The sequence below is a fragment of the Mucilaginibacter ginkgonis genome, from assembly GCF_009754905.2.
Lineage (GTDB): Bacteria > Bacteroidota > Bacteroidia > Sphingobacteriales > Sphingobacteriaceae > Mucilaginibacter > Mucilaginibacter ginkgonis.
In genome coordinates, this window is the sequence record NZ_CP066775.1 from 3171204 (window position 1) to 3192896 (window position 21693).

Below are 21693 nucleotides of genomic sequence, written 5' to 3' on the forward strand. Positions count from 1 at the left end.
ACTAAATTTGCCGCTTATTCTACAGGCTATGAGCGAAGAGAGATCGTTGAATTTTATTGAAGAAATTGTTGAGGAAGATATTCGCGAGGGAAAAAATGACGGGCGTGTATTAACACGTTTTCCACCCGAGCCTAACGGTTATCTGCACATCGGCCACTCAAAATCTATTTGCTTAAACTTTGGCCTTGCGCAGCGTTACAATGGCAAAACCAATCTGCGTTTTGATGATACCAACCCTGTGACGGAAGACACCGAGTATGTAGAAAGCATCAAGAACGATATTGCCTGGCTGGGATTTAAGTGGGATAAAGAACTTTACGCGTCAGACTACTTCGATCAGTTGTATGAATTTGCTTTAGCACTTATCCGTGCAGGCTTGGCCTATGTTGATGATAGCACCCCCGAAGAAATAGCCCAACAGAAAGGTACGCCGACTGAAGCCGGCAAACCCAACCAATATCGCGACCGCAGTATTGAAGAAAATGTGCAATTGTTTGAAGCTATGAAAGCCGGCACATACCCGGATGGCGCAAAAGTATTGCGTGCAAAAGTTGATCTGGCATCACCAAATATGCTGCTTCGCGACCCGATCATGTACCGTATTAAACATGCTCACCATCACCGTACAGGTGATAAATGGTGTATCTACCCGATGTATGATTTCGCGCATGGCCAGTCGGACTCCATAGAGCAGATCACGCATTCTATTTGTACGCTGGAGTTTGTTCCGCACCGCGACCTGTATAACTGGTTTATAGAAAAGCTGGATATTTTTCCTTCGCACCAGTACGAGTTTGCGCGCCTAAATCTTAACTACACTGTCATGAGCAAGCGCAAGTTGCTGCAGTTGGTAAAGGAAGGCCATGTTGAGAGCTGGGACGATCCGCGTATGCCAACCATTAGCGGGTTGCGCCGCCGTGGTTATACACCGGCATCTATCCGCGATTTTTGCGAGCGTATAGGTGTAGCAAAACGCGAAAATATTATTGAACTGAGCCTGCTGGAATTTTGCATTCGCGAGGATTTGAACAAAACTGCATGGCGCCGTATGGCGGTGCTCGACCCGGTTAAACTGGTCATTACCAATTATCGTGAAGGGCAGGAAGAAACCATGCACGGTGAAAACAACCCTGAAGTTGAAGGTGGTGATGGCGGGCGAGATATTCCTTTCAGCCGCGAGCTTTACATAGAGCGCGAAGACTTTATGGAAGAGCCGCCTAAAAAGTTTTTCCGTCTTGGCGTGGGCCTTATGGTGAGGTTAAAGAATGCCTACATTGTTAAATGTGAGAATTTTGTTAAAGACCCCGATGGAAAAATTACAGAGATACATTGTACATACATACCTGAGTCGCGCTCAGGCAGCGATACTAGCGGTATAAACGTTAAAGGTACTATCCACTGGGTAAGCGTTCCTCATGCAAAGACCGCGGAAGTAAGACTGTACGACCGCTTATTTAAGGTAGAAGACCCATCGAACGAAGAAGGCGACTTTAAAGAATACCTTAATCCGGATAGTTTGCAAATAATAAACGCCTTCGTAGAACCAGATCTGTTAAACGCTGTTCGGGGTAAGGGGTATCAATTTATCCGTAAAGGTTATTTCACTTTAGACACTACTTCCACGCCAGATAGGCCCGTGTTTAACCGCACAGTTACTTTGAAAGACGGCTGGAGTGTGAATCAAAAAGGCAAGAGTTAAAAGGAAAGCTGTTACATACCAGCGCCATTCTTATACAACGTGCCAACGGCAACGGGTAACCTGCCTGTTGGCCTTAATTGCTTGGTGATCACCTTTGCGGCGGCATTTTGCATGAAGGCTTCCTTTTGGTATCCAACTATTAATGCCGCGGCTTTTTCTACGCCCGGCAGGCTGGTAATTGTATAAGCATTAGCAAACAAGCTAACTACCGTATTAGGCTGAGTAGCTACCTGCGCGACCAGCTGCTTCACATTCGGGCTAAAATCAAGCTTGCTGCCGGGGCGACTATGGCTGTCATGAATGCCGATAATTACCTGGTCATAAGTGCGCAGGGTGTGCAACAAAGTATCCATGTAATTCATGGTAATATCTTTACCTACGTACATCATGGAGTTATTGGTAAAATATTGTCCCACCTGCATTTGGTAAGGCGTAACCATATCCGAGCCGATACTCACTATCGCCGTCTTTTTGTTTTTATCAAGCGACCGGATTACTTCAGAACCTTTTAAAAGTGTTATCGCGTTATCTGCCAGTTGCTGTACCAACGCTTTCGCGTCTGCCGGGTTCAGATCATTGTGGAGGTTTGTGGTGTCTACGGGTGTATACTTTGTAAGTCCGGCCCAATATTTAGCTGCCAGGACCTTTTTTACCCTTGCTTCAAATTCTTCATAAGGAATCTGCTTTTTGCGGACAGCCTTTTTGATCAGCTTGATCGCCCGTTCAGAATTTTCCGATAACTCCAAAATATCGTTGCCGGCAATAAATGCGCGTACATCAGCCTCTCCTTCCGGGAAGTATTTGGTTACGCCTTTCATCTCCATTGCATCAGAAACGGCCAAACCTTTGAAACCTAGCGAATCTTTCAGAATCCCGGTGACGATAGGCCTTGACAGTGTAGATGGCAGCCGGGCGGTTGTATCTAAAGCTGGAATATTCATATGGGCTATCATAACACCGCTTAGCCCTGCTTTGATAGCTTGTTTAAAAGGATACTCCTCAAGCGTATCTAAGCGTGTGCGGGAAAAGGGCAGCTGTGGCAGGTCTTGATGTGAGTCTACATTGGTATCGCCATGGCCGGGGAAGTGTTTAGCTGTTGTGAGCAAGCCGCCGCTTTGCATACCTTGCATATAAGCGATACCTTTTTCGGCTACTTTATACTTATCATCGCCGAAAGAACGGTAGTTGATGACCGGGTTGTCGGGATTGTTGTTGACGTCCATATCCGGCGCAAAGTTCATTTGAACACCTAGGCGTTTAAATTGCTGCGCCACTTGCTGCCCCATTTTATAGATGAGCGTGTTGTCTTGTATAGCGCCCAGTGTCATTTGGTAGGGGTAAGAAATGGTTGAATCTAGGCGCATGCCTAAACCCCATTCGCCGTCCATAGCTATTAACAGAGGCACCTTAACCAACTGCTGATAAATATTTTCCTGCACAGCTTGCTTTAACGGCCCGCCCTGGAAGAAAACTGCGCCACCCAATTGCTGGTCTTTAATGACTTTTCCTACTGAGTCTGAGTAGGCCTGACCCAATTTTGTATTCGCCCTTACAAATAAAAGCTGGGCAACGCGTTGCTTTTTATTTAGCTTCTTAAATACGGAATCCACCCAGTGGTTCTGGGCCGAAAGTGAATTGATGTAGCTGTTTTCCTGTGCCGATGCGCCGCCTGCCACACCAAAAATTAAAAAAATTATAAATTGTAAAAACAGCGTTTTTGTAGTTCTCATAGTGGTTATTATAAATATCGCGCTCATAAAATGTTTGGGTAATGATTAAAAAAATTAACCCTAAATAAACCTTTTGAAGGCGGCGCGCTCTAAAAATAGATTTTTAAATAACACGATATGAAAAAACTCTTCTTTTCTGCTTTTGCATTGCTGCTCATCGTTCAGGCGGCAAGTGCACAGTATTACCGCCCGCATTATCGCGCGCGCAAAGTGCCTACTAAGACTTACGATAATAATTTCAGGCCAACGTTCACACTCATCGGCGGTATGAATATTTCAAACATTATCCAGTCTAGCGGTTATAATTTTAACACCCGTACCAAATTGGGCGTAAACGCCGGTTTAGGTTTCGACTTACCTGTAAGCTATCCGCTGTCAATCACTATTGAAGGTTTGTATTCGCAAAAAGGTTATACTACCCTTACCCCGGGCGGCGAATATAGCCAGCGTACAGATTACATTGATGTGCCGTTATTGCTTAAGTTTCACGTAGTGCCGGGCTTCAACCTTTTGTTAGGCCCGCAAGCATCCTTTTTGGTTTCTACCCGTAACACATTTGACAATGGGATAGACCAGACAACCAGGTTGAATTATAACAATTCGACCGATGGTTATAACAAGGCGCTGATCACAGGTGTGGCAGGTGTTAGCTTTGACTTAAGCCGTAACGTAGAATTGCGTGGAAGGTATAACATTGACCTTACCCGCAATAATGAGAACGGTAATACAGCTGTTCCGCCGTACCGTAACTCGGTATTCCAGGTAGGTTTAGGTATAAAATTTTAAGTGTTGGTGATTAAAGTGTGGTGAGTGTGAGCCATCCGTTTAAAAGCGGGTGGCTTTTTTGCTTTGCCTCTAAAAGGTTAATATTGCAGGCTGATGAAAAATCTGGTAAACGAAACGCCAACGCCCAAAAGAAGTTATGCTTTTGTTGACGCCATACGCTGTATAGCGATGATCAGCATAGTAATGGAGCACGCAACTACATTGCCATCTAACATTTATCATCCAAAAAGTTTTACAGAGGTTGTCGTTTTATCCACCATAACACAGATTGGCAAATTTGGTACTGTATGTTTCTTTTTGTTGGCAGGTTTCCTTATCGGCGAAAAGTTTACCGATTACACGCCTGTTCAATATCTTAAGCGGCGACTGAACAGTACTTTTCTTCCCTGGCTTATCTGGAGCGGCGTATTCTTTTTATTTTTATTGGGTGATGACATTTTTATCGCTATGCGATTCAACCATGGTCAGTTTGATAGCACTTTTGGCAGCACCATTATCGATCAGCTAAAATTGGTTTACCTGCATAGCAGCTTTTGGTTTATTCCTAATTTTCTGATTTGTATCACCCTGCTGCTCATTTTTAAAAAGTGGCTATACCAAAGATGGCTGGGTGCTATATTCTTGCTTTTTACCTGTCTTTACGCAATAAACATTTATTACGAAGTAATAGATCCACTGCACTCTACCGCCATATTCGGGTTCGTTTTCTTTTTATGGCTGGGTGCACAATTTAATAAGCATTTAAATGCTCTGGAGGCATGGATGAAAAAGGTTCCTCTTGGCGTATGGATAGCTTTAACACTTATTACTCTTGTTCTCGGCGTTGGCGAATCATTGATATTGAGAAATACAAACAGCGCCGATCCTTACAACACCCTTCGTTTAAGCAATATCTTGTACTCGATGTCTTTCTTCTTTATGCTGTTTAGCATCCGGGAGTTCCCATTTACAAAACGCTTGAAGCCACGCGAAACTACGTATGGGATTTACTTACTGCAGTTTATACTGGTTTATTCAATAGTGCCCCTTGTATTTCCAACGCTTAAACACTCTGCACAATCGCTGTCTTTCCCCCTCGTATTGGCTTATTTGTTGGCTAGATTTATAATGGTGTACGCTCTCGCCTGGGGCATTGTAACGTTACTTAACAAAACCCGCATGAAATGGCTTACCGGGAATTGACCTGCGGGACTTTGTAAAAACTTGCCTTACGCAGGAAGTTTAATTTGCTAATGGCAGATTTCTGGTCGATGTAGTTAGTTGTTGAAACCTTGCTCAGCAAATGATATAAGAGGATAAAAGAATTGAGCCATGTTTTGTGCTCTAATAGATATATCAGTTTGCCTATAAATTGCTGATACTTTCCTTTAACGGTGTAGCATTTTTTTAACCAGGGTAAGCTTTTGTGAAAATAACGCGGGTGGCCCGAGTTATCCATCTCGCCCCTTATCCTGATCAGATCTGTTTTTGAATTCATGTGCTGGCGGTATTGTACCAACACTTTATCGAGATATTTTATGCTGCCGTAACTAGCCGCAACAAAAGCTATCCACCAGTCGTGGTAAAATGCAGGGTCGAAAGGGCCGTTTTGTTTAAGATAAGTAGCCAGTTTTTTATCAAACATAAAGGCATGCCCAGATAGGCAGTTGTAAAAAAGAAGCGCAAGCGGACTATCGCCCTCATACATATTGAAAACATCGGATACCTTTACCATCAATCCTTCCTCATTGAATAATTGAGAGTCGTGATAGATCAATATGTTGTCGCCAATGTTATTTACCAGCTGCTGCAGCTTATCCGGCTCCCAAATATCGTCCTGGTCACAGAGCGCAATGTAATCGCCTGTGCACAAATAGATTGCTTTTTCAAAGTTGCGCACAAAGCCCAGGTTCTGCGGGTTTTGATATAGTTTAACCCGAGTATCTCCTTTTACATAGTCATTAATGATATCGATTGTGCCGTCCGTCGAACCGTCGTCGGTGATCACTAACTCGATATAACGATACGTTTGGCCTAAAACAGAGTCGATCTGCTCGCGCAGAAATCGTGCACCATTATAGGTGCTCATTGCTACTGATATTTTAGACGTGTTCAATTGCATTGCGACTAAGTTAAAACATCTGTTGCGATATTGGCAGATACCCTTTAACTTGGCTTCAAAAGAAACCACTTCCTATTATGAGACCATTATTCTTATCGCTTGGCGCACTGTTGCTTGCAGTGAGCGTATCTGCACAAAATAAGTTAACAATCAAAGAAAGAGAGCAAGGATGGCAACTGCTGTTTAATGGAACATCAACAACAGGCTGGCATAACTATTTAAAACCCACTGCAAGTGCGGCGTGGTCTGTAAAAAACGGTGAGCTAAGCCTTGATCCTGCAGCGCCCGGCCAAGGCGACCTTGTGACCGATAAAGAATATGAAAATTTCGAACTTTCTTTAGATTGGAACATATCACCGGAAGGTAACAGCGGTATTATCTTTGGTGTGCATGAAGATTCAACTTTGAAGCAAACCTATCTTTCCGGCATCGAGATGCAAATATTAGATGACAAAGGTGCCGAAGACAATAAACTGGCCACACACCTTGCCGGATCCTTATATGATATGCGCGCGCCATCTCAAAATACTGTTAAACCAGCGGGCGACTGGAACAAAGCAGTGATATGGAAAAAAGATGGTCATTTAAAATTTTGGCTCAATGATGTGCAGGTGATCGACGTGCAGATAGGCAGCGCTGATTGGAACACCCTTTTGTTTAACAGCAAATTCAAAAGTTGGGCAAATTTTGCAAAGTGTCCTAAAGGCCACATAGCGCTGCAGGACCACAACCATAAAGTGAGCTTTAAAAACATTAAGATCAGAACGCTGTAATTGTAAGAACAGTAAACAATTTAATTGCGGGACATTTAATTAAGCATTACTTTTGCGCCTACATTTAACATCATGACAACAGAAGACAAAAAAAACTATAACACTATTTGCTACCTGGTAGCAATGATCTGCGGCGTATTTGTTGGCGCTATTATAGACAAGGGTTTCATTTGGTTGCCTGTTGGCGCTGTGTTTGGTTTAGGCTTTACCTATATTTGGTTAAGCACCCGCGCTAAAAGCAGCTTTGACGATGTAGAACAGAATTTCTAAAACGTATTTAACGATTATAAGAAAGGGTGTCCTAATCAGGGCACCCTTTCTTGTTGTTAATATTTTTTTAATTCGCGTTACAAGAATTTATACCCAACGCTTAATGCAAAAAGGTTTTGCCTTTGCCCGTAAGCGCTGTTTACTTTCGTTAGCCCGCCTTCGTAGCGCGCATCAAATGTTATAGAGCCAACATCTACGCCTGCGCCGGCCTGGAAACCCAAAGTGCCGGTTTTGTAAGTGCCAATATCCTGGTATGTTGCCTTTGCGTTGTCAGAAAAGTTTTGATCGATGTTCAATATCCCGGTATAGATAGGCCCAGCCATTATCCTGAAATTTAACGAGCTGCTACCAAACGATTGGCCAAACAGTAACGGCACGTTGATATTTGTAAAGCGCACTTTAGCGTTTTCTGTTTTTCCTGCATTCTGCACGGTAAAATTACTGCCTGTGCCACTCAAATAAAGTTCCGGCTGTACAAAAAACCCTCGCCCGCCACGCACAAATATACCTGCCTGATAGCCGGTCAATGTAGATTGATTAAATTGATCGGTATTAATGTGCGAGAAATTCGCGCCCGCTTTGACGCCTAATATAAGTTGCGCCTTTGTGGTAATACTAAACGCTGTAAGGAGTGCTAAGCTTAAGATTATCTTTTTCATAAGAGGTGTGTTAGTTGTTTGTGAGATGTAATTTATTTGCCATGGTTTAATAAACCCGTACTATAAAAACGGCGGGAATTAAATTTTCATATTTTTGTTATTCACAATCATACAACTATGTCGGCAATAACCATTAGCGATAATGACTGGAAAAGGGTTAAAATAAAACTGCAGCGCAAATATAACCATCTACGGGATGATGAGTTGCAATATTCCGCAGGGCGGGAAGAAGAACTGATAAGCAGGCTGGAGAAACTGGTTGACCGCGACCGCGATTATGTAATATTTACGCTTAAAAAAGCGTTGGTTAATATCGACAACAATAGGCTGTAAGGCCAATACATAGGCGTTATAATGAAAAGATCTTTTTACCGCAGAGCGGGTATCACGGCAGTCGTTTTAGGCCTGGCTGTAACTATTTGGAGTTTTAATGAAGATCTTTTCCAGATATCCAAGAACCTCGACGTTTTTGCCTCGGTTTATAAAGAGGTCAATGTCAATTATGTTGATGATATCAACTCGGCCAAGTTGGTTAAGACCGGTGTTGATGCCATGCTTGACGGCCTTGACCCGTATACAGAGTTCGTACCCGAGTCTGAAATTGAAGATTATAAACTTAAGTACGTAAGCAGTCAGTACGGCGGTATCGGCGCCAGTATTTTTACCCGCGATAAAAAGATTTACGTGTCAGGCGTTTTTGCCGGATTCCCTGCCCAAAAGGCCGATGTACGTCCCGGCGACCAGATCCTGAAGATAAATGACGTTGACCTTGCAGGCAAAACAAACGACCAGGTAAGCCAGCTGCTTAAAGGCAGTAAGGGAGCGGTCGTAAAATTGTTGTTCAAGCGCGGCGATGAAGCGCCCGTAGAAAAAAGCATCCTCCGCGACGAGATAAAGCAGCCCAACGTAAGCTATTACGGAATGGTTGATGGAAATATGGGCTATATCAAACTCGACAAGTTTTTAGAAAACTCTGCCGACGAAGTAACCAACGCGTTGACCAGCTTAAAGAAAAATAATCCGCAGGGATTTATCCTCGACCTGCGTTCAAATGGTGGAGGAATATTGCAGGAGGCGGTAAAAATTGTAAACTTATTTGTTGCTAAAGATGTGCAGGTGGTTTCGCAAAAAGGCAAGGTGACAGAAAAGAACTTTACCTACCGCACCCCCATTGCTCCCTTAGAACCTAATCTGCCGCTGGTAGTGCTGGTAAATAATCGTTCGGCATCAGCGTCAGAAATCGTTGCCGGTTCATTGCAGGATTTGGATAGGGCGGTGATCATTGGCCAGCGTAGTTACGGAAAAGGCTTGGTGCAGCAAACTTTCACCCTGCCTTATAATAGTTTAGTAAAGATTACCATCGCCAAATACTTTATTCCATCGGGCAGGTGCGTGCAGGCGTTAGATTACACACATCGCAAAAGTGATGGCAGTGTGTTGCGTATGGCCGATTCATCTTTACATGAGTTCAAGACCAAAAACGGGCGCTCCGTCTATGATGGCAGCGGAGTTTATCCGGATATACAGGTTAAGCAGGAGCGTTTTGCGCAGATCACGCAAACGCTGGTAAGCAAGCTGCTGATATTTGACTATGCAAACAAGTACCGCGCAGCGCATGCCACTATACCTTCTGCTGCAAATTTTAAGCTAACCGACGCAGACTACGCCGACTTTGTGAAATATCTTGCCGGTAAAGATTATTCATACAACACTAACAGCGAAAAACTGCTGGCCACACTTAAAACCGAAGCGACCAAGGAAAAAGAATTTGGTGAGATACAAGCCGAATACGATGTGCTGAAAACTAAACTGACCAACAGCAAGAAAAACGATTTGCAAATACATCGCGAAGAGATAACCCAGGTTTTGGAAAATGAAATTGCCGACCGCTACTACTATGAGCGAGGCCGTTTCGAGGTAAACTTTAAATATGATAAAGAGCTTGCCCAGGCAGTGAAAACCATGCAGGATAAAGCGCAGGTGGCTGCAGTATTAAACGGGGCGGGCGCCTATAAAGTCATCGGCAAGCCTGTACTGGCATCAGTGGGTACAAAGAAAAACGAGGATATCGCTGACCAATAAGCTGTTAAACAAATTTCTTGTTTAAGGCGTTAAGCTGTTAATACTCATTTAATACCTCTGTTATGAAACCAGCAAAAGTAATAGCCATGGCAATGGTTGCCACCTTTAGTCTTCAGCAAGCCGATGCACAATTGTTCTCGCATCACCATAAAACGCATAAAGAATTAAAAAAGCAGCATAAAAAGTGGGAGAAAGAAAAAAAGAAGGAAGAGAAGAAGCTTAAGAAACATCACGATAATAAATAATGAAGGCCCGCCGGTTAACCGGCGGGCTTTCTTACTAAATTAAAACACTATTACTCAACTCACGCTCTTGTTCAATTAATTTGCAAGCACCTCGCCCGCAATCAATTCATGCAGATTTAACTCCAGCACATCAACAATTTTAAATAATTGTATAAGGGTTATCTTCGTATGGCCAAGTTCAATTTTGCTGTAAGCGTTCTGCGAACAATCCATTCTGTAGGCCATGTACTCTTGCGAATAAGCCTTAGCCATTCGTTGCTTTTTAATCTCCGTAAGGATGTTGGTTACGTTTTCCATATTGATTGTGAAATGATTCCGTGATTTTAAATTTCCCATTGGTCTATGCTATTAGCTATTACATCAGTCTTGTAACGTTTATGGTTATCGCCGTCAACAAATGCCGTGGTCTGTATCTTGCCCTGCAGATATATAATGTCGTTAACTTGCAACTGTATTTTACTTAACGAGGGGCAATTCTCATGTACCTTTATCTGATGGAGTTCTTCTTGTACAGTTTCGCCCTTAGCGCTACTACGTTTTTCTGTAGTTAATAACTTAAAACACAGCCATTTGTTCTTTCCGCCATCAAGCCAATAGGGGTCTTCTGTAATTTTTCCTGCAAGTATTACTTTGTTTACGCATCCGCTATTGTTCATTAACTGGTTGTGATTGGGTTTAAGGATTTGCTATTAATTAGTTCATGTACTTTATCTACTAAATAGTCAAGGTCGAAAGGCTTAGGAATAAAAGCGTCGCAGCCTTAGTCGCCCAAAGAGTTGATCACTTTTGAATGTGCAGAGACTATAATCACGGGTAACTGATATCTGTAAGCATCTCTCTTTAGCTGCGCACACCATTCGCCCCCGTTAATGCCGTCAAGCAAATAGTCTATCAGCACCACATCCGGCAAGAAGCCGTCTACCGCTTTTATAACATCGCTTCGTCCGTCTTCGGCCTGCACATCAAAGCCATAACAAATGAGTGCGTCGCGCATAATTTCCAGGCAGTCTGCATCATTATCCACTATAAGCACCTTTTTATTCATGGCTAAGCTTTTTACCCGGTATAGGTATTAAAATGCTTTTTACATATGCCAGAAAAGTCTCACCGTCCAGCTTAACAAGCACTGTAGTGCCATCAATACCGTAGGCCATTTGTGCAGGTTCCACTACTATATTAAAATAGGTGTCATAGCCATCAGGCAGGTTATGGATGTCGGGCCTCGTGAATACAGGCTTAAGCAGTATAGTTATCTTACTACTCTTTTTGCTATATTTTGAGGTTTTAGACAGGCAAAACCTGAAGCCGTAATTGAGGAGAAACCTCAGCAATTGAGGACTGAGTAATATTTTCATATCAGGGGCAGATTTAACTAATACGAAAATATTGCAATGGGTTTTTACGCAAACAGTATTATTACCGAAAATAATCTGCGGTTTTTACGCAAAATGAGAATGTTAGCAGCAGGGGATTTTACTTTCAAGATAGTAGTCCGTCTAAGCAGGCTAGTTTTATGAGAGCTGCCATATTGCGCGCACCGGAGCGGGTGATGAGGCTTTGACGGTAGCCTTCAACAGTACGCTTGCTGGTAAAAAGTTTGTCGGCTATTTCTTCATTTGTATAACCATTGGCAATCAGGGACAAAACCTCTACGTCCCGGTCGGTTAAGTGAAGATTAAAAATAGTAGCATTGCTCTTCTCAGGAGATTTTATTTGCCTGTTCAACAAAGAAATAGCTATCTCGCTACAGAGGTACTTATTACCGGCACAAACTTGCTTTATAGCAAAGACCATTTCTTCATTGGCGACATTTTTTAGCAGGTATGCTAATGCCCCGTTATTAAATGCTTTATTGACAAATTTTTGGTTGTCAAGCATACTTAACACTACTATGCGCAGGTGATGTGTGGTTTCTTGTAATTTCTCCAGAAGGTCCATACCACTCAGGTCGGGCATATTTATGTCGGTTATCAATACATCTGCCTCTAGGCCGCCTTCAAGCATCTTAATTACCTCGAGGCCGTTTTCTGCTTCGCCAACAATTTGCATTTCTCCCTCGCTTTCAAGCAGCAGCCGCAGGCCGTTGCGTACAATCTGGTGGTCTTCTGCAAGTACTATGCGAATTGGCGATTTTTTTCTATCTCTCATGCGCGGCTTATCATGCAAGGTATAACGAAAATGTTATAACCTTGTTCATATCTAAACATATTGATCGGCGTAAGTAATTTATATTTTTTTGCCAGTTTTGTGTATTACAGTTCCAATCCCAAAATTTTTTCAACGCGTTACCCAGGCAAAGCCTTTGAGCCGAAAATGAAGAAGGAACCTAAAAAACCGATGCCCAACCGGCTTTCTGGCGCGGATGCAGCCAAAAGGTTACACGCGCTTACCAATCTGGTGCCGGCGTTGATCTGGGAAGCAGATACTGAAGGAAAAGTTATTACCCTTACCGACCGTTGGTCTGCCTATACAGGGCAAACTGCAGAACAAACCCAGAATTGGGGATGGCTTGACGCTATACATCCCCAAGATTTGCCGCGTGTGCACCATAAATTCGCAACCGCATTTAAAACTGGTGCGGGTATTGAGCTGGAGCAACGTATACGCGCGGCCAATGGCGAGTACCGGTGGTTTCATGTGCAGCATCAACCTGTGTTAAAGGAAAATGGTAAAGTAGAACGCTGGTTTGGTGCCGCTATAGATATCCATAAAACCAAACTGGCCGAAGAGGAACTGCAGAAAAGTGAAGAAAAATTCCGCCTGCTCTTTAATTCTATAGACGAAGGGTTTTACCTGGCCGAAGCCATCTTTGATGCCGCGGGTAAATGTATAGATGTGTTTTACCATGAGGAAAACCCGGCCGCGATACATATGGCAGGCCGGTCTGCAAAGGGGCGCTTAATGAGCAGCCTTGCCCCTTACGAACAATACTGGCGTGATTTTTTTGGTGAGGTAGTAAAAACGGGCAAACCTACACGGCGCGAGGAGTATGCTGCTGCGGATGGAGTATGGTATGAGTTTTACGCTTTTAAAACGGCGCAAACACCCGGCAATCAATTTGTAATTATTTTTAGGGACGTAACAGCCCGCAGGCTTTCTGAAGAAGCGATGCTGCAAAGCGAAAAAAAATACCGTACGCTTTTTAATTCTGTCGACGAAGGTTTCTGCATTATAGAAATGATCTATGAAGGCGGCAAAGCAGTTGATTATCGCTTTATTGAAGCTAACCCGGCCTTCGAAAAACAAACCGGCCTGATTGGCGCCGTAGGCAAAACAATGCGCGAGCTGGAACCCCGGCATGAAGATCACTGGTTTAAGATCTACGCTAAGGTTGCCAAAACCGGTAAAGCCGTAAGGTTTGAAGAACAGGCAGCTCATCTTGCAGGTGGCGTTTGGTATCAGGTTTATGCTTTCCCGTTCGGAGAGAAAGCTAAAAATCGTGTGGCTATACTTTTTAATGATGTTACGCACAAGAAAAACAGCGAGAGACTGCTGTTTGAATCAGAAGAACGCTTCCGGACTTTCTTAGATACTACTTCTGATGTGGTTTACAAGATGAGTGCCGACTGGAAAGAAATGCGTTCGCTGGTGGGTAAAGAGTTTTTGCCTAATACAGAAGACCCAAGTACAAATTGGGTAGATAAATACATCCCGACAGAAGATCGGATGCAGGTTTGGAACACTATCAACAGCGCCATTGAAAATAAGTCGGTTTTTGAACTAGAGCATCGTGTTATCCGTGCAGACGGGTCTATAGGCTGGACGTTCTCCAGGGCGATGCCTATACTAAATGTAGACGAAGAAATCACTGAGTGGTTTGGTACAGCTACCGATATTACTAAAAGTAAAAATGCTGAAAATATGCACAGGGAGCAAGAAAAGCGCTATCGTGCGCAATTGCAGCATGAAGTACAACTACGGACTAACGAATTACTGTCCGTAAAAGAAACACAACAGCGGGAAGTATTTCAATCAACCCTTACAGCTCTTGAAGAAGAACGCAAACGCATTTCTGAAAGTTTGCACAATGGTTTTGGCCAGTTGCTGTATGGTTTAAAGATCAGCCTCTCGGGCCTTAGCGAGAGCGACGACCATGAAACATTTACTGATGCGAAAAATTACGCATCGGCATTATTAAGCGACGCGATAAAAGAGAGCAGGCGTATATCCCACGAGTTGATGCCCGCCGTGCTCGAAGAGTTCGGGTTAAACGCGGCAATTCAGGATATATGCCAGCAACTGTCAGATGGGGTGGTCTTCAATTGCAAGATCAGGGGCCGTGGCGACCATCTGGAACGGTATCTGCAGCTGGCGGTATATCGTACAGTGCAGGAATTGATGCTTAATGTAGTTAATCACGCAGAGGCCACAGAAGCAACAGTTATGGTGATAATTAATAGTACACAGATAGAAATTGCCGTAAAAGATAACGGCAAGGGCATAAGTGACGAAGTAAAAGATCGCAAAGGTATTGGCCTCGCATCTATCCGAGGTAAGATAAAGCTCCTGAATGGAAATATCGACATCATATCAAACGCCGGCACTCAAGTAAAGATCGTGATACCATTAAAGAATTAGCATTACATCTTTTTCACGGTACTTATTTCGCCGTTCTTCTCGATGTAAATTTTATCTATCTGCTCCAGGTCCTCTGTAAGGGCTGCCTTGCGCACGCCCTGCATCACATCTTCTTTTGAGAACTCTTTATTGATCATGTTTTCCCTGATGAAGCGGTCCTGATAATAAACTAAAATTTTATCACCCTCCAGTACGGATCCCAGCTTAGGATACTTTGCCACACACCAGGCAAAAAAGCGGTGCATCAGCACAATTGCCAAACAGGTCATTACAACCGGAACATAAGGTGATGCACCAACAACGCCCCGGCTGAGCACCGCGCCAAGCAATACCATAATGATATTATCCAGCGGCGTTTTAAGTCCAGACGAACGCCTGCCCGATACCCTGAAGAGTATCAACGCGATAAAGAATGTGACGATCCCTCTGCTGCTCATTTGCAGCATGTTGAGGTGTTCGCCGTCGCCGAAAATTTCTATTAGGGTCATATTTGAAATTATTAAGAAAATGCAAAGTCGCTAACTTACTCTAATTATCTCTATGTTAAAAAAACTTAATTAAAACTATAGCATAAGTGGCGGGTTTTGCTAAAACTAAAACATCTAAATTATGAAAGCAGCAGTATTTCACAAACCTGGCGATATCCGCTACGACACGGTCGAAGATCCAAGAATTGAACTGGCTACCGATGTTATTCTTAAAGTAACTTCGACAGCCATTTGCGGTTCAGATTTGCATATTCTCAGCGGCGCAGTGCCACAAACCGAACCGATGATCATGGGCCATGAGTTTATGGGCATTGTAGAAGAGGTTGGTGCCGAGGTTAAGAACCTTAAACGTGGCGACCGTGTGGTGGTTCCTTTTCCGATCGCTTGCGGGCACTGTTTTTTTTGTAACCACGGTGCCTCTCCAGCTTGCGAAAATTCCAACTATAAACATTATGGCCCTGACGGCGACCTGATGGATAGCAAAGGCGCCGCATTATTTGGATATACAGATCTGTATGGCGGTTATTCAGGCGGCCAGGCAGAGTACGTGCGAGTTCCTTATGCGGATATCAGCCCGCGGGTTGTACCTGATAACATGACAGATGAACAAGTATTGTTTCTTACTGATATTTTCCCTACAGGCTGGTCTGCAATAGATTGGGCACAGCTAAAAGGCGGCGAGGTTGTGGCCATTTTCGGCTCTGGCCCGGTGGGCCTGATGGCACAGAAGGCTGCATGGGTCAATGGTGCATCGCGCGTTATTGCGATTGATCCGGTTAATTACCGCCTTGAAAAAGCAAAAGCTGTAAACAAGGTAGATACGCTTAACCCTCACGAGGTAGACGTGGTTGAAGCCATTCGCGAGATGACCGGCGGCAGGGGCGCGGATGTATGCGTAGACGCCGTGGGTTTTGAGCCCGAGAGAAGTTTCCTTGACAAAGTAAAGGCTACAGTGAACTTCGAAAAAGGAAGCATTAAAGTTTTAGAAATGGCCTTCAAAGCAGTACGCCGTATGGGTACCGTATCTATAATGGGCGTATACGGATCGCCTTACGATAATTTTCCGTTACATCGCTTGTTCGACAAAGGCATAACATTAAAAATGGGGCAGGCGCCGGTATTGAATTACATAGACCACCTAATCGACTTGGTTAAAGAAGAAAAAGTTGTATTGGATGATATCATCAGCCACACACTGCCATTGAGTGAAGTAACCCACGCTTACAAGATATTTGACGAGAAAGAAGACGATTGTGTGAAAGTGGTTTTAAAGCCGTGATCTCAAATAATTCAATCATGAGTACCGAAGAAAAGACACCCCAAAAACAAGACAAGCAACCGGGCATAGAGGCACAAATGGATCCGGCGCCGGAGTATATTAAGGCATCATATAAAGCCGCCGGGAAACTTCAAGGCAAAACGGCGTTGATAACCGGTGGCGATAGCGGTATTGGCCGTGCGGTAAGTGTGCATTTTGCTAAAGAGGGCGCAGACATTGCAATTGTTTATTTAGACGAAGACGTGGATGCGCAGGAAACCCAAAAGATTGTAGAGGCAGCCGGGCAAAGATGTTTACTCATAAAAGGCGATGTTAAAGATGCTGTCTTTTGTAAAAGCGCGGTAGAACAAACGGTAAAGCAATACGGAAAACTCAACATCTTGGTTAACAATGCGGGGATGCAATTTCCCCAGCAAGATGTAAAGGCCATTGACCCGGAACAACTGGATACTACTTTCCGCACCAACATTTTTGCTTACTTCTACTTTGCAGAAGCCGCGGTTGAACATTTGCAGGCAGGAGATTGCATTATTAATACCACATCGGTAACCGCTTACCGCTCGTCGCCATCATTGATAGATTACTCGTCAACAAAAGGTGCTATTACCACATTTACACGTTCATTAGCAACCAACCTTACCGAGAAAAATATCAGGGTCAACGCCGTTGCACCCGGCCCGGTTTGGACGCCGCTCATTGTGTCGAGCTTTGACGAAGAAAAGATCAAAAATTTTGGCAGCGAAACGGCAATGAAACGGGCGGGCCAGCCCTCAGAGCTGGGGCCTGCCTATGTATTCCTGGCGTCAGACGATGCCTCGTTCATCACCGGTCAGGTAATACATGTAAATGGCGGAGAAGTAGTTAACGGATAACATCAAAACAAGAAATCATCACAGCTATGGAAAATAATGGAAAATGGGCACTGGTCACCGGCGGTACCAGCGGCATCGGCAAAGAGCTGGCAAAATTGCTGGCTAATGATCAATATAATCTTATTCTTGTTGCCCGCAACGAAGACGAATTAAGCCAAACGGCATCTGAGTTGCAAGGCAGTGGCATACAGGTACAAACAATTGCTAAAGACCTGTCTGATATGGAACAGGCAAAAGCCTTGTGCCGGGAAGTAAGCGTGCCTGTAGAAATACTGGTAAATGACGCGGGCCAGGGCGTGTATGGTTTGTTCACCGAAAACGAATTGGAGCGCGAACTGGGCATTATTCATCTCAATATTTGTGCAACCGTCATCCTCACCAAACATTTCGCAAAAGAAATGGCCTCACGCGGAGCAGGTAAAATATTAAACCTGGGCTCTGTTGCAGGTAAATTACCCGGCCCATGGCAGGCAGTGTATCACGCGACAAAGGCATTCGTGCTTTCATTCACTACCGCTGTTCGCGAAGAAATGAAAGACAGCGGTGTAACCTTTACCGCATTAATGCCGGGTGTTACCGATACCGACTTCTTCAACAAAGCAGGTATGAATGACAGCAAAGCCGTGCAGGATAAATCATCAATGGCCGACCCTGCAGATGTAGCAAAGGACGGCTACGAAGCACTGTTGGCGGGTGAAGACAGGGTAATATCAGGTGTAAAAAATAAGATCCAAGTGACCGCATCTACCATTATGCCCGATAGTTCGGTCGCTCACCAATTGTACGAACAGCAAAAACCTGTATGATAACTATAAAGCATTCACTAAAAAACATCATAACATGAAAACCGAAGAAAAAACATCACGTCGCGACTTTGTCACCAAATCCATTGCAGGAACTGTTGCATTGAGCGGAGCGCTAACTTTTGGCGCGACTCTTTTGCAGTCTTTTGAAACTGAGGCAGCAAGCGCACCCAACAGCCCGGTTGCGGCTAACGAAAAAGAATTTAGAATGGGCGTTATCGGCCCTGCGGAATTATCACTAGTTACTAGCCAGATAGCGGTACAAAAGGCTACTAATAAAAATGCGAAAGAGTTTGCCGGGTTTGAACTTGGCGAAGCTATAGCAGTTACCGGCGTATTAAAAGACTTGGGGACACCCGTACCTGCAATGACCGCTAAGGCGAAAGCAACACTGGAAAAGATCAAATCAACACCCGCCGGACCAGAGTTTGATAAAGCTTACATAAAGGCGCAGTTAGAAAACCACGAATTTTTACGCGATCTGGCTCAAAATTATATTAATAGAGGAAAAATGGCCGGCGCGGCAGAAAATCAAGGCCGACATTTAGCTACGCTTTCCCTTGCCGTTTTTAAAGAGCACGTTGCGCTTACAAGCCGTATCCTTTCTGAACTGGGAGCATAATTTTAATCAATCTACCTCATGAGCACAAAAGGCAGCAAAGTGGAACGCCATTCGGTATCGAACCAGCCCCACGAGTTAAATTACGAAGCGCATAAAGAAGGTACATCTTCGGATAAGCTTAAGGAAACAAAAAAGGAAACAGGTAACCAGCGCAATAAAATTGAGAGTAAATTAAAAAAATAACATCATGGCCAAGTATTCAGAGAAGGCACAGGAAAAAGTCCATAAGGCCGTACATGAAGAAAAAGAAGGTACACTTAAAAGCGGCAAGAGCGGCAAGAAGGTGACCAGTAAAAAACAAGCTGTTGCAATAGGGTTATCCGAGGCGCGCAAAGAGGGCGCCAAGGTTCCTAAAAAGAAAGACTAACACCATTACCTACCTATGAAAAACATCCTATTTATCCATGGCATGTTCCAGAACCCGAAGAGTTGGGAGAAATGGATCAGCTACTTTGAGTCGAAAGGCTACCAGTGTTCTGCACCGGCATGGCCGTATCACGAAGGTGAACCGAGCCAGTTGCGCGCAAACCCGTCGCCGCAACTGGGCGACCTGCACTTACGGGAGATTGTTGACGAGATTTCCTTTGTTGCCAAAGGATTAGACAACCCCATTTTGATAGGCCATTCTGTTGGCGGATTGATCGTCCAATTATTGATCAGCAAGGGCATTGGCTTTGCGGGTGTGGCTATAGATTCTGTTGCGCCTAATGCTATGTTAGCTTTTGATTGGGGCTTTATGAAAAACAGCGCCCTGATTGCTAATCCGTTTAAGGGCAATGACCCGTTTGAGATGGATGCAGATACCTTTTATGCGTCGTTTGGTAATGCGATGAGCCGCGAGGAGAGTGACGCCGCTTTTGAAGCATTTGCAACACATGACAGCCGCAACGTGCTGCGCGATTGTATGGGCGAAGACGGCCAGATAGATCTTGATCTGCCGCATGCCCCGTTACTATTCATCGGCGGCGAAAAAGATCAGATCATTCCGCCCGAGTTGAACCAAAAAAACGCGGAAGCATATACGGATACTAATAGCCATACATTCTTTCAGGAATTTCCTAATCGCGGACACTACATCTGCGGTCAGCCTGGTTGGGAAGAAGTAGCCGACAGTATTTATAACTGGTTAGAAGATCAATCGAATAACAATCTCAATAAAATTTAAAATGGAAAATAAGATATCCCGCCGCCAAGCCATAGCCGGCTTAGGGACAACCCTTGCGGCGGCAGCAGTAACCCCGGTGTTAGGTGCGTCAAACAGTGTAAGCGAAAAAGCCGACACAACAACAAAGATCAGCGACCCGACAAAACTTTACCCAAAACCGCCATTCAGAAGCCAACCCCAGCCATGGCCCGGCTTACAAAGCAAAATGGATCCCGTTCCGGATTGCGGCGAAACGTCTTATAAAGGCTCCGGCAGATTAATGGGCCGCAAGGCTTTAATTACAGGCGGCGACTCGGGTATGGGCCGCGCTGCTGCTATCGCTTACGCCCGCGAAGGAGCGGACGTTGCTATTAATTATTATCCTTCGGAAGAGGCCGATGCCCGCGAAGTGATCGCATTGATCAGGAAAGAAGGCCGTAAAGCTGTAGCTATTCCCGGCGATTTACGCGACCGTTCATTTTGCAGAACACTGGTTCAGAAAGCTTTAAGCGAACTAGGCGGACTTGATATCATAGTAAACAACGCCGGCAGGCAACAGTCGCTCCCGTCTATACTTGATGTTACAGATGAGGAATTCGACGCTACCATGAAAACCAACATCTATGCGCCGTTTTATATCATCAAAGAAGCATTACCACATTTGCCTGCAGGGTCGGCAATAATTGGTACAACATCAGAACAGGCGTATGATCCGTCACCAGATCTGTATGCTTACGCGCAAACCAAGGCTGCTACCATGAATTATGTAAAATCTTTAGCTAAGCAATTAGGACCAAAAGGCATCCGTGTAAATGGTGTTGCACCGGGCCCCATCTGGACTGCGTTGCAGATAAGCGGCGGAGCACAACCCGACAAACAGCAAATGTTTGGTAGTTGGACAATGCTTGGCCGCCCGGGTCAGCCGGCAGAATTAGCATCTATTTATGTACAGCTGGCTGCAGCCGATGCAAGCTTCGCAACCGGTCAGGTTTATGGTTCATCAGGTGGCGTTGGCCAGCCATAATTTTGTAGCGATGAAAAATATAATCACTACCATAATCTTAGGTTGTTTCGGATACTGTGCCCATGCACAAATCCCTCAACCGGACCCGGATACGACCGCCAAACACTTTCTAACCGTTGCCAGCATTGGAAACTTGCAAGAAGTAAGCGCTGCGCAGATAGCGCTTAAATCATCTAATAATGCGGATGTGACCTCCTTCGCGAAGATGATGGTTCAAGACCATTCGCGTTCGGAGCAACAATTAATGCAACTGGCATCGCGCAAGGGCTATAATTTACCACCAGCCGCAACCGGTAACATCCAACCCGATCTGCAACTCATGGAGGCGGGCAATAAGATTGACCCGCTGTATGTCCATAAGATGGTGTCGGCGCATAATAATACGGTGCAGACATTTGAAAACTACGCTACGGTAGGCAAAGACCCCGACGTGCGAAAGTTTGCTCAGGATATGCTGCCTGCTTTAAGACATCATTTAATGGAAATCAAAGAGATAGAGATGAAAATGAGCGCTAAATAAATTTGGCGGCTAAGAAAA

The 21693-nt window shown here is 44.4% G+C and carries 27 protein-coding genes; 18 read left to right on the plus strand and 9 right to left on the minus strand.

What is annotated here, in order from left to right; genetic code table 11:
• The first annotated feature begins 28 nt into the window (after nucleotides 1–28).
• A complete protein-coding gene (locus GO620_RS14730) occupies nucleotides 29–1699 on the plus strand; it encodes a glutamine--tRNA ligase/YqeY domain fusion protein (protein WP_157524525.1) in 1671 nt (556 codons plus the stop codon).
• An 11-nt stretch (nucleotides 1700–1710) separates the two neighbouring features.
• Here the strand turns inward: GO620_RS14730 and GO620_RS14735 are convergent, their stop codons facing one another.
• Nucleotides 1711–3429 carry a glycoside hydrolase family 3 protein gene (locus GO620_RS14735; RefSeq protein ID WP_157524526.1) on the minus strand — a complete coding sequence of 573 codons (1719 nt, stop codon included), beginning with the start codon at nucleotides 3427–3429 and terminating at the stop codon, nucleotides 1711–1713.
• A 117-nt stretch (nucleotides 3430–3546) separates the two neighbouring features.
• Here GO620_RS14735 and GO620_RS14740 point away from each other — a divergent pair, with 117 nt between their 5' ends.
• Nucleotides 3547–4215 (plus strand): porin family protein, encoded by a 669-nt coding sequence (locus GO620_RS14740; protein WP_157524527.1) that lies wholly within the window; start codon nucleotides 3547–3549, stop codon nucleotides 4213–4215.
• A 93-nt stretch (nucleotides 4216–4308) separates the two neighbouring features.
• Nucleotides 4309–5397 (plus strand): acyltransferase family protein, encoded by a 1089-nt coding sequence (locus tag GO620_RS14745; RefSeq protein WP_157524528.1) that lies wholly within the window; start codon nucleotides 4309–4311, stop codon nucleotides 5395–5397.
• Here the strand turns inward: GO620_RS14745 and GO620_RS14750 are convergent.
• Nucleotides 5384–6283: a glycosyltransferase family 2 protein gene (locus GO620_RS14750; protein WP_200230257.1), complete on the minus strand. Its 900-nt coding sequence runs from the start codon at nucleotides 6281–6283 to the stop codon at nucleotides 5384–5386. The genes GO620_RS14745 and GO620_RS14750 overlap by 14 nt on opposite strands.
• A 110-nt stretch (nucleotides 6284–6393) precedes the next feature.
• Between GO620_RS14750 and GO620_RS14755 the strand changes: the two genes are divergently transcribed.
• Both GO620_RS14755 and GO620_RS14760 read left to right on the plus strand, forming a co-directional pair.
• A complete protein-coding gene (locus tag GO620_RS14755; RefSeq protein ID WP_157524530.1) occupies nucleotides 6394–7089 on the plus strand; it encodes a 3-keto-disaccharide hydrolase in 696 nt (231 codons plus the stop codon).
• A gap of 72 nt (nucleotides 7090–7161) precedes the next feature.
• Nucleotides 7162–7359: a hypothetical protein gene (locus GO620_RS14760; protein ID WP_157524531.1), complete on the plus strand. Its 198-nt coding sequence runs from the start codon at nucleotides 7162–7164 to the stop codon at nucleotides 7357–7359.
• A 77-nt stretch (nucleotides 7360–7436) separates the two neighbouring features.
• Here GO620_RS14760 and GO620_RS14765 read toward each other — a convergent pair whose 3' ends face one another.
• Nucleotides 7437–8018 carry a porin family protein gene (locus GO620_RS14765; RefSeq protein WP_157524532.1) on the minus strand — a complete coding sequence of 194 codons (582 nt, stop codon included), beginning with the start codon at nucleotides 8016–8018 and terminating at the stop codon, nucleotides 7437–7439.
• Nucleotides 8019–8135: 117 nt separating this feature from the next.
• Between GO620_RS14765 and GO620_RS14770 the strand changes: the two genes are divergently transcribed.
• From GO620_RS14770 to GO620_RS14780, 3 genes are all read left to right on the plus strand, one after another.
• Nucleotides 8136–8351 carry a hypothetical protein gene (locus GO620_RS14770; protein WP_157524533.1) on the plus strand — a complete coding sequence of 72 codons (216 nt, stop codon included), beginning with the start codon at nucleotides 8136–8138 and terminating at the stop codon, nucleotides 8349–8351.
• Between the two features lie 21 nt (nucleotides 8352–8372).
• Nucleotides 8373–10100 (plus strand): S41 family peptidase, encoded by a 1728-nt coding sequence (locus tag GO620_RS14775; protein ID WP_157524534.1) that lies wholly within the window; start codon nucleotides 8373–8375, stop codon nucleotides 10098–10100.
• Between the two features lie 62 nt (nucleotides 10101–10162).
• Nucleotides 10163–10345 (plus strand): hypothetical protein, encoded by a 183-nt coding sequence (locus tag GO620_RS14780; RefSeq protein WP_157524535.1) that lies wholly within the window; start codon nucleotides 10163–10165, stop codon nucleotides 10343–10345.
• A gap of 75 nt (nucleotides 10346–10420) precedes the next feature.
• Here GO620_RS14780 and GO620_RS14785 read toward each other — a convergent pair whose 3' ends face one another.
• From GO620_RS14785 to GO620_RS14805, 5 genes are all read right to left on the minus strand, one after another.
• A complete protein-coding gene (locus tag GO620_RS14785; protein WP_244139418.1) occupies nucleotides 10421–10642 on the minus strand; it encodes a helix-turn-helix domain-containing protein in 222 nt (73 codons plus the stop codon).
• Between the two features lie 26 nt (nucleotides 10643–10668).
• Nucleotides 10669–11001: a single-stranded DNA-binding protein gene (locus tag GO620_RS14790; RefSeq protein WP_157524536.1), complete on the minus strand. Its 333-nt coding sequence runs from the start codon at nucleotides 10999–11001 to the stop codon at nucleotides 10669–10671.
• Nucleotides 11002–11105: 104 nt separating this feature from the next.
• Complete coding sequence (locus GO620_RS14795) at nucleotides 11106–11390, minus strand: response regulator transcription factor (protein WP_157524537.1); 285 nt, start codon at nucleotides 11388–11390, stop codon at nucleotides 11106–11108.
• Nucleotides 11383–11700 (minus strand): hypothetical protein, encoded by a 318-nt coding sequence (locus GO620_RS14800; RefSeq protein WP_157524538.1) that lies wholly within the window; start codon nucleotides 11698–11700, stop codon nucleotides 11383–11385. The genes GO620_RS14795 and GO620_RS14800 overlap by 8 nt, the downstream gene beginning before the upstream one ends.
• Before the next feature lie 124 nt (nucleotides 11701–11824).
• Nucleotides 11825–12493 carry a response regulator transcription factor gene (locus GO620_RS14805; protein WP_157524539.1) on the minus strand — a complete coding sequence of 223 codons (669 nt, stop codon included), beginning with the start codon at nucleotides 12491–12493 and terminating at the stop codon, nucleotides 11825–11827.
• Nucleotides 12494–12658: 165 nt separating this feature from the next.
• On the opposite strand from GO620_RS14805, the gene GO620_RS14810 reads away from it, so the two are divergent.
• Nucleotides 12659–14923 carry a sensor histidine kinase gene (locus tag GO620_RS14810; protein ID WP_157524540.1) on the plus strand — a complete coding sequence of 755 codons (2265 nt, stop codon included), beginning with the start codon at nucleotides 12659–12661 and terminating at the stop codon, nucleotides 14921–14923.
• A 2-nt stretch (nucleotides 14924–14925) separates the two neighbouring features.
• Here GO620_RS14810 and GO620_RS14815 read toward each other — a convergent pair whose 3' ends face one another.
• Nucleotides 14926–15411: a YetF domain-containing protein gene (locus tag GO620_RS14815; protein WP_157524541.1), complete on the minus strand. Its 486-nt coding sequence runs from the start codon at nucleotides 15409–15411 to the stop codon at nucleotides 14926–14928.
• A 121-nt stretch (nucleotides 15412–15532) separates the two neighbouring features.
• Between GO620_RS14815 and GO620_RS14820 the strand changes: the two genes are divergently transcribed.
• From GO620_RS14820 to GO620_RS14860, 9 genes are read left to right on the plus strand one after another with little or no spacing between them, the layout of a single operon-like run.
• Nucleotides 15533–16690, plus strand: a complete 1158-nt coding sequence (locus GO620_RS14820) for a zinc-dependent alcohol dehydrogenase (protein ID WP_157524542.1) — start codon at nucleotides 15533–15535, stop codon at nucleotides 16688–16690.
• Nucleotides 16691–16707: 17 nt separating this feature from the next.
• Nucleotides 16708–17562 carry an SDR family oxidoreductase gene (locus GO620_RS14825; protein WP_157524543.1) on the plus strand — a complete coding sequence of 285 codons (855 nt, stop codon included), beginning with the start codon at nucleotides 16708–16710 and terminating at the stop codon, nucleotides 17560–17562.
• Between the two features lie 26 nt (nucleotides 17563–17588).
• Nucleotides 17589–18368, plus strand: coding sequence for an SDR family NAD(P)-dependent oxidoreductase (locus tag GO620_RS14830; protein ID WP_157524544.1), 780 nt, complete (start codon nucleotides 17589–17591; stop codon nucleotides 18366–18368).
• A gap of 34 nt (nucleotides 18369–18402) precedes the next feature.
• Nucleotides 18403–18987, plus strand: a complete 585-nt coding sequence (locus GO620_RS14835) for a DUF4142 domain-containing protein (protein WP_157524545.1) — start codon at nucleotides 18403–18405, stop codon at nucleotides 18985–18987.
• Nucleotides 18988–19005: 18 nt separating this feature from the next.
• Entirely contained in the window at nucleotides 19006–19170 is a 165-nt protein-coding gene (locus tag GO620_RS14840) for a DUF3606 domain-containing protein (protein WP_157524546.1), read from the plus strand.
• Between the two features lie 4 nt (nucleotides 19171–19174).
• Entirely contained in the window at nucleotides 19175–19354 is a 180-nt protein-coding gene (locus GO620_RS14845) for a DUF6496 domain-containing protein (protein WP_157524547.1), read from the plus strand.
• Between the two features lie 15 nt (nucleotides 19355–19369).
• Complete coding sequence (locus GO620_RS14850; protein WP_157524548.1) at nucleotides 19370–20152, plus strand: alpha/beta hydrolase; 783 nt, start codon at nucleotides 19370–19372, stop codon at nucleotides 20150–20152.
• A gap of 1 nt (nucleotide 20153) precedes the next feature.
• Nucleotides 20154–21155, plus strand: a complete 1002-nt coding sequence (locus tag GO620_RS14855) for an SDR family oxidoreductase (RefSeq protein WP_157524549.1) — start codon at nucleotides 20154–20156, stop codon at nucleotides 21153–21155.
• Nucleotides 21156–21165: 10 nt separating this feature from the next.
• A complete protein-coding gene (locus GO620_RS14860) occupies nucleotides 21166–21675 on the plus strand; it encodes a DUF4142 domain-containing protein (RefSeq protein ID WP_198173538.1) in 510 nt (169 codons plus the stop codon).
• The last annotated feature ends 18 nt before the right edge of the window (nucleotides 21676–21693 follow it).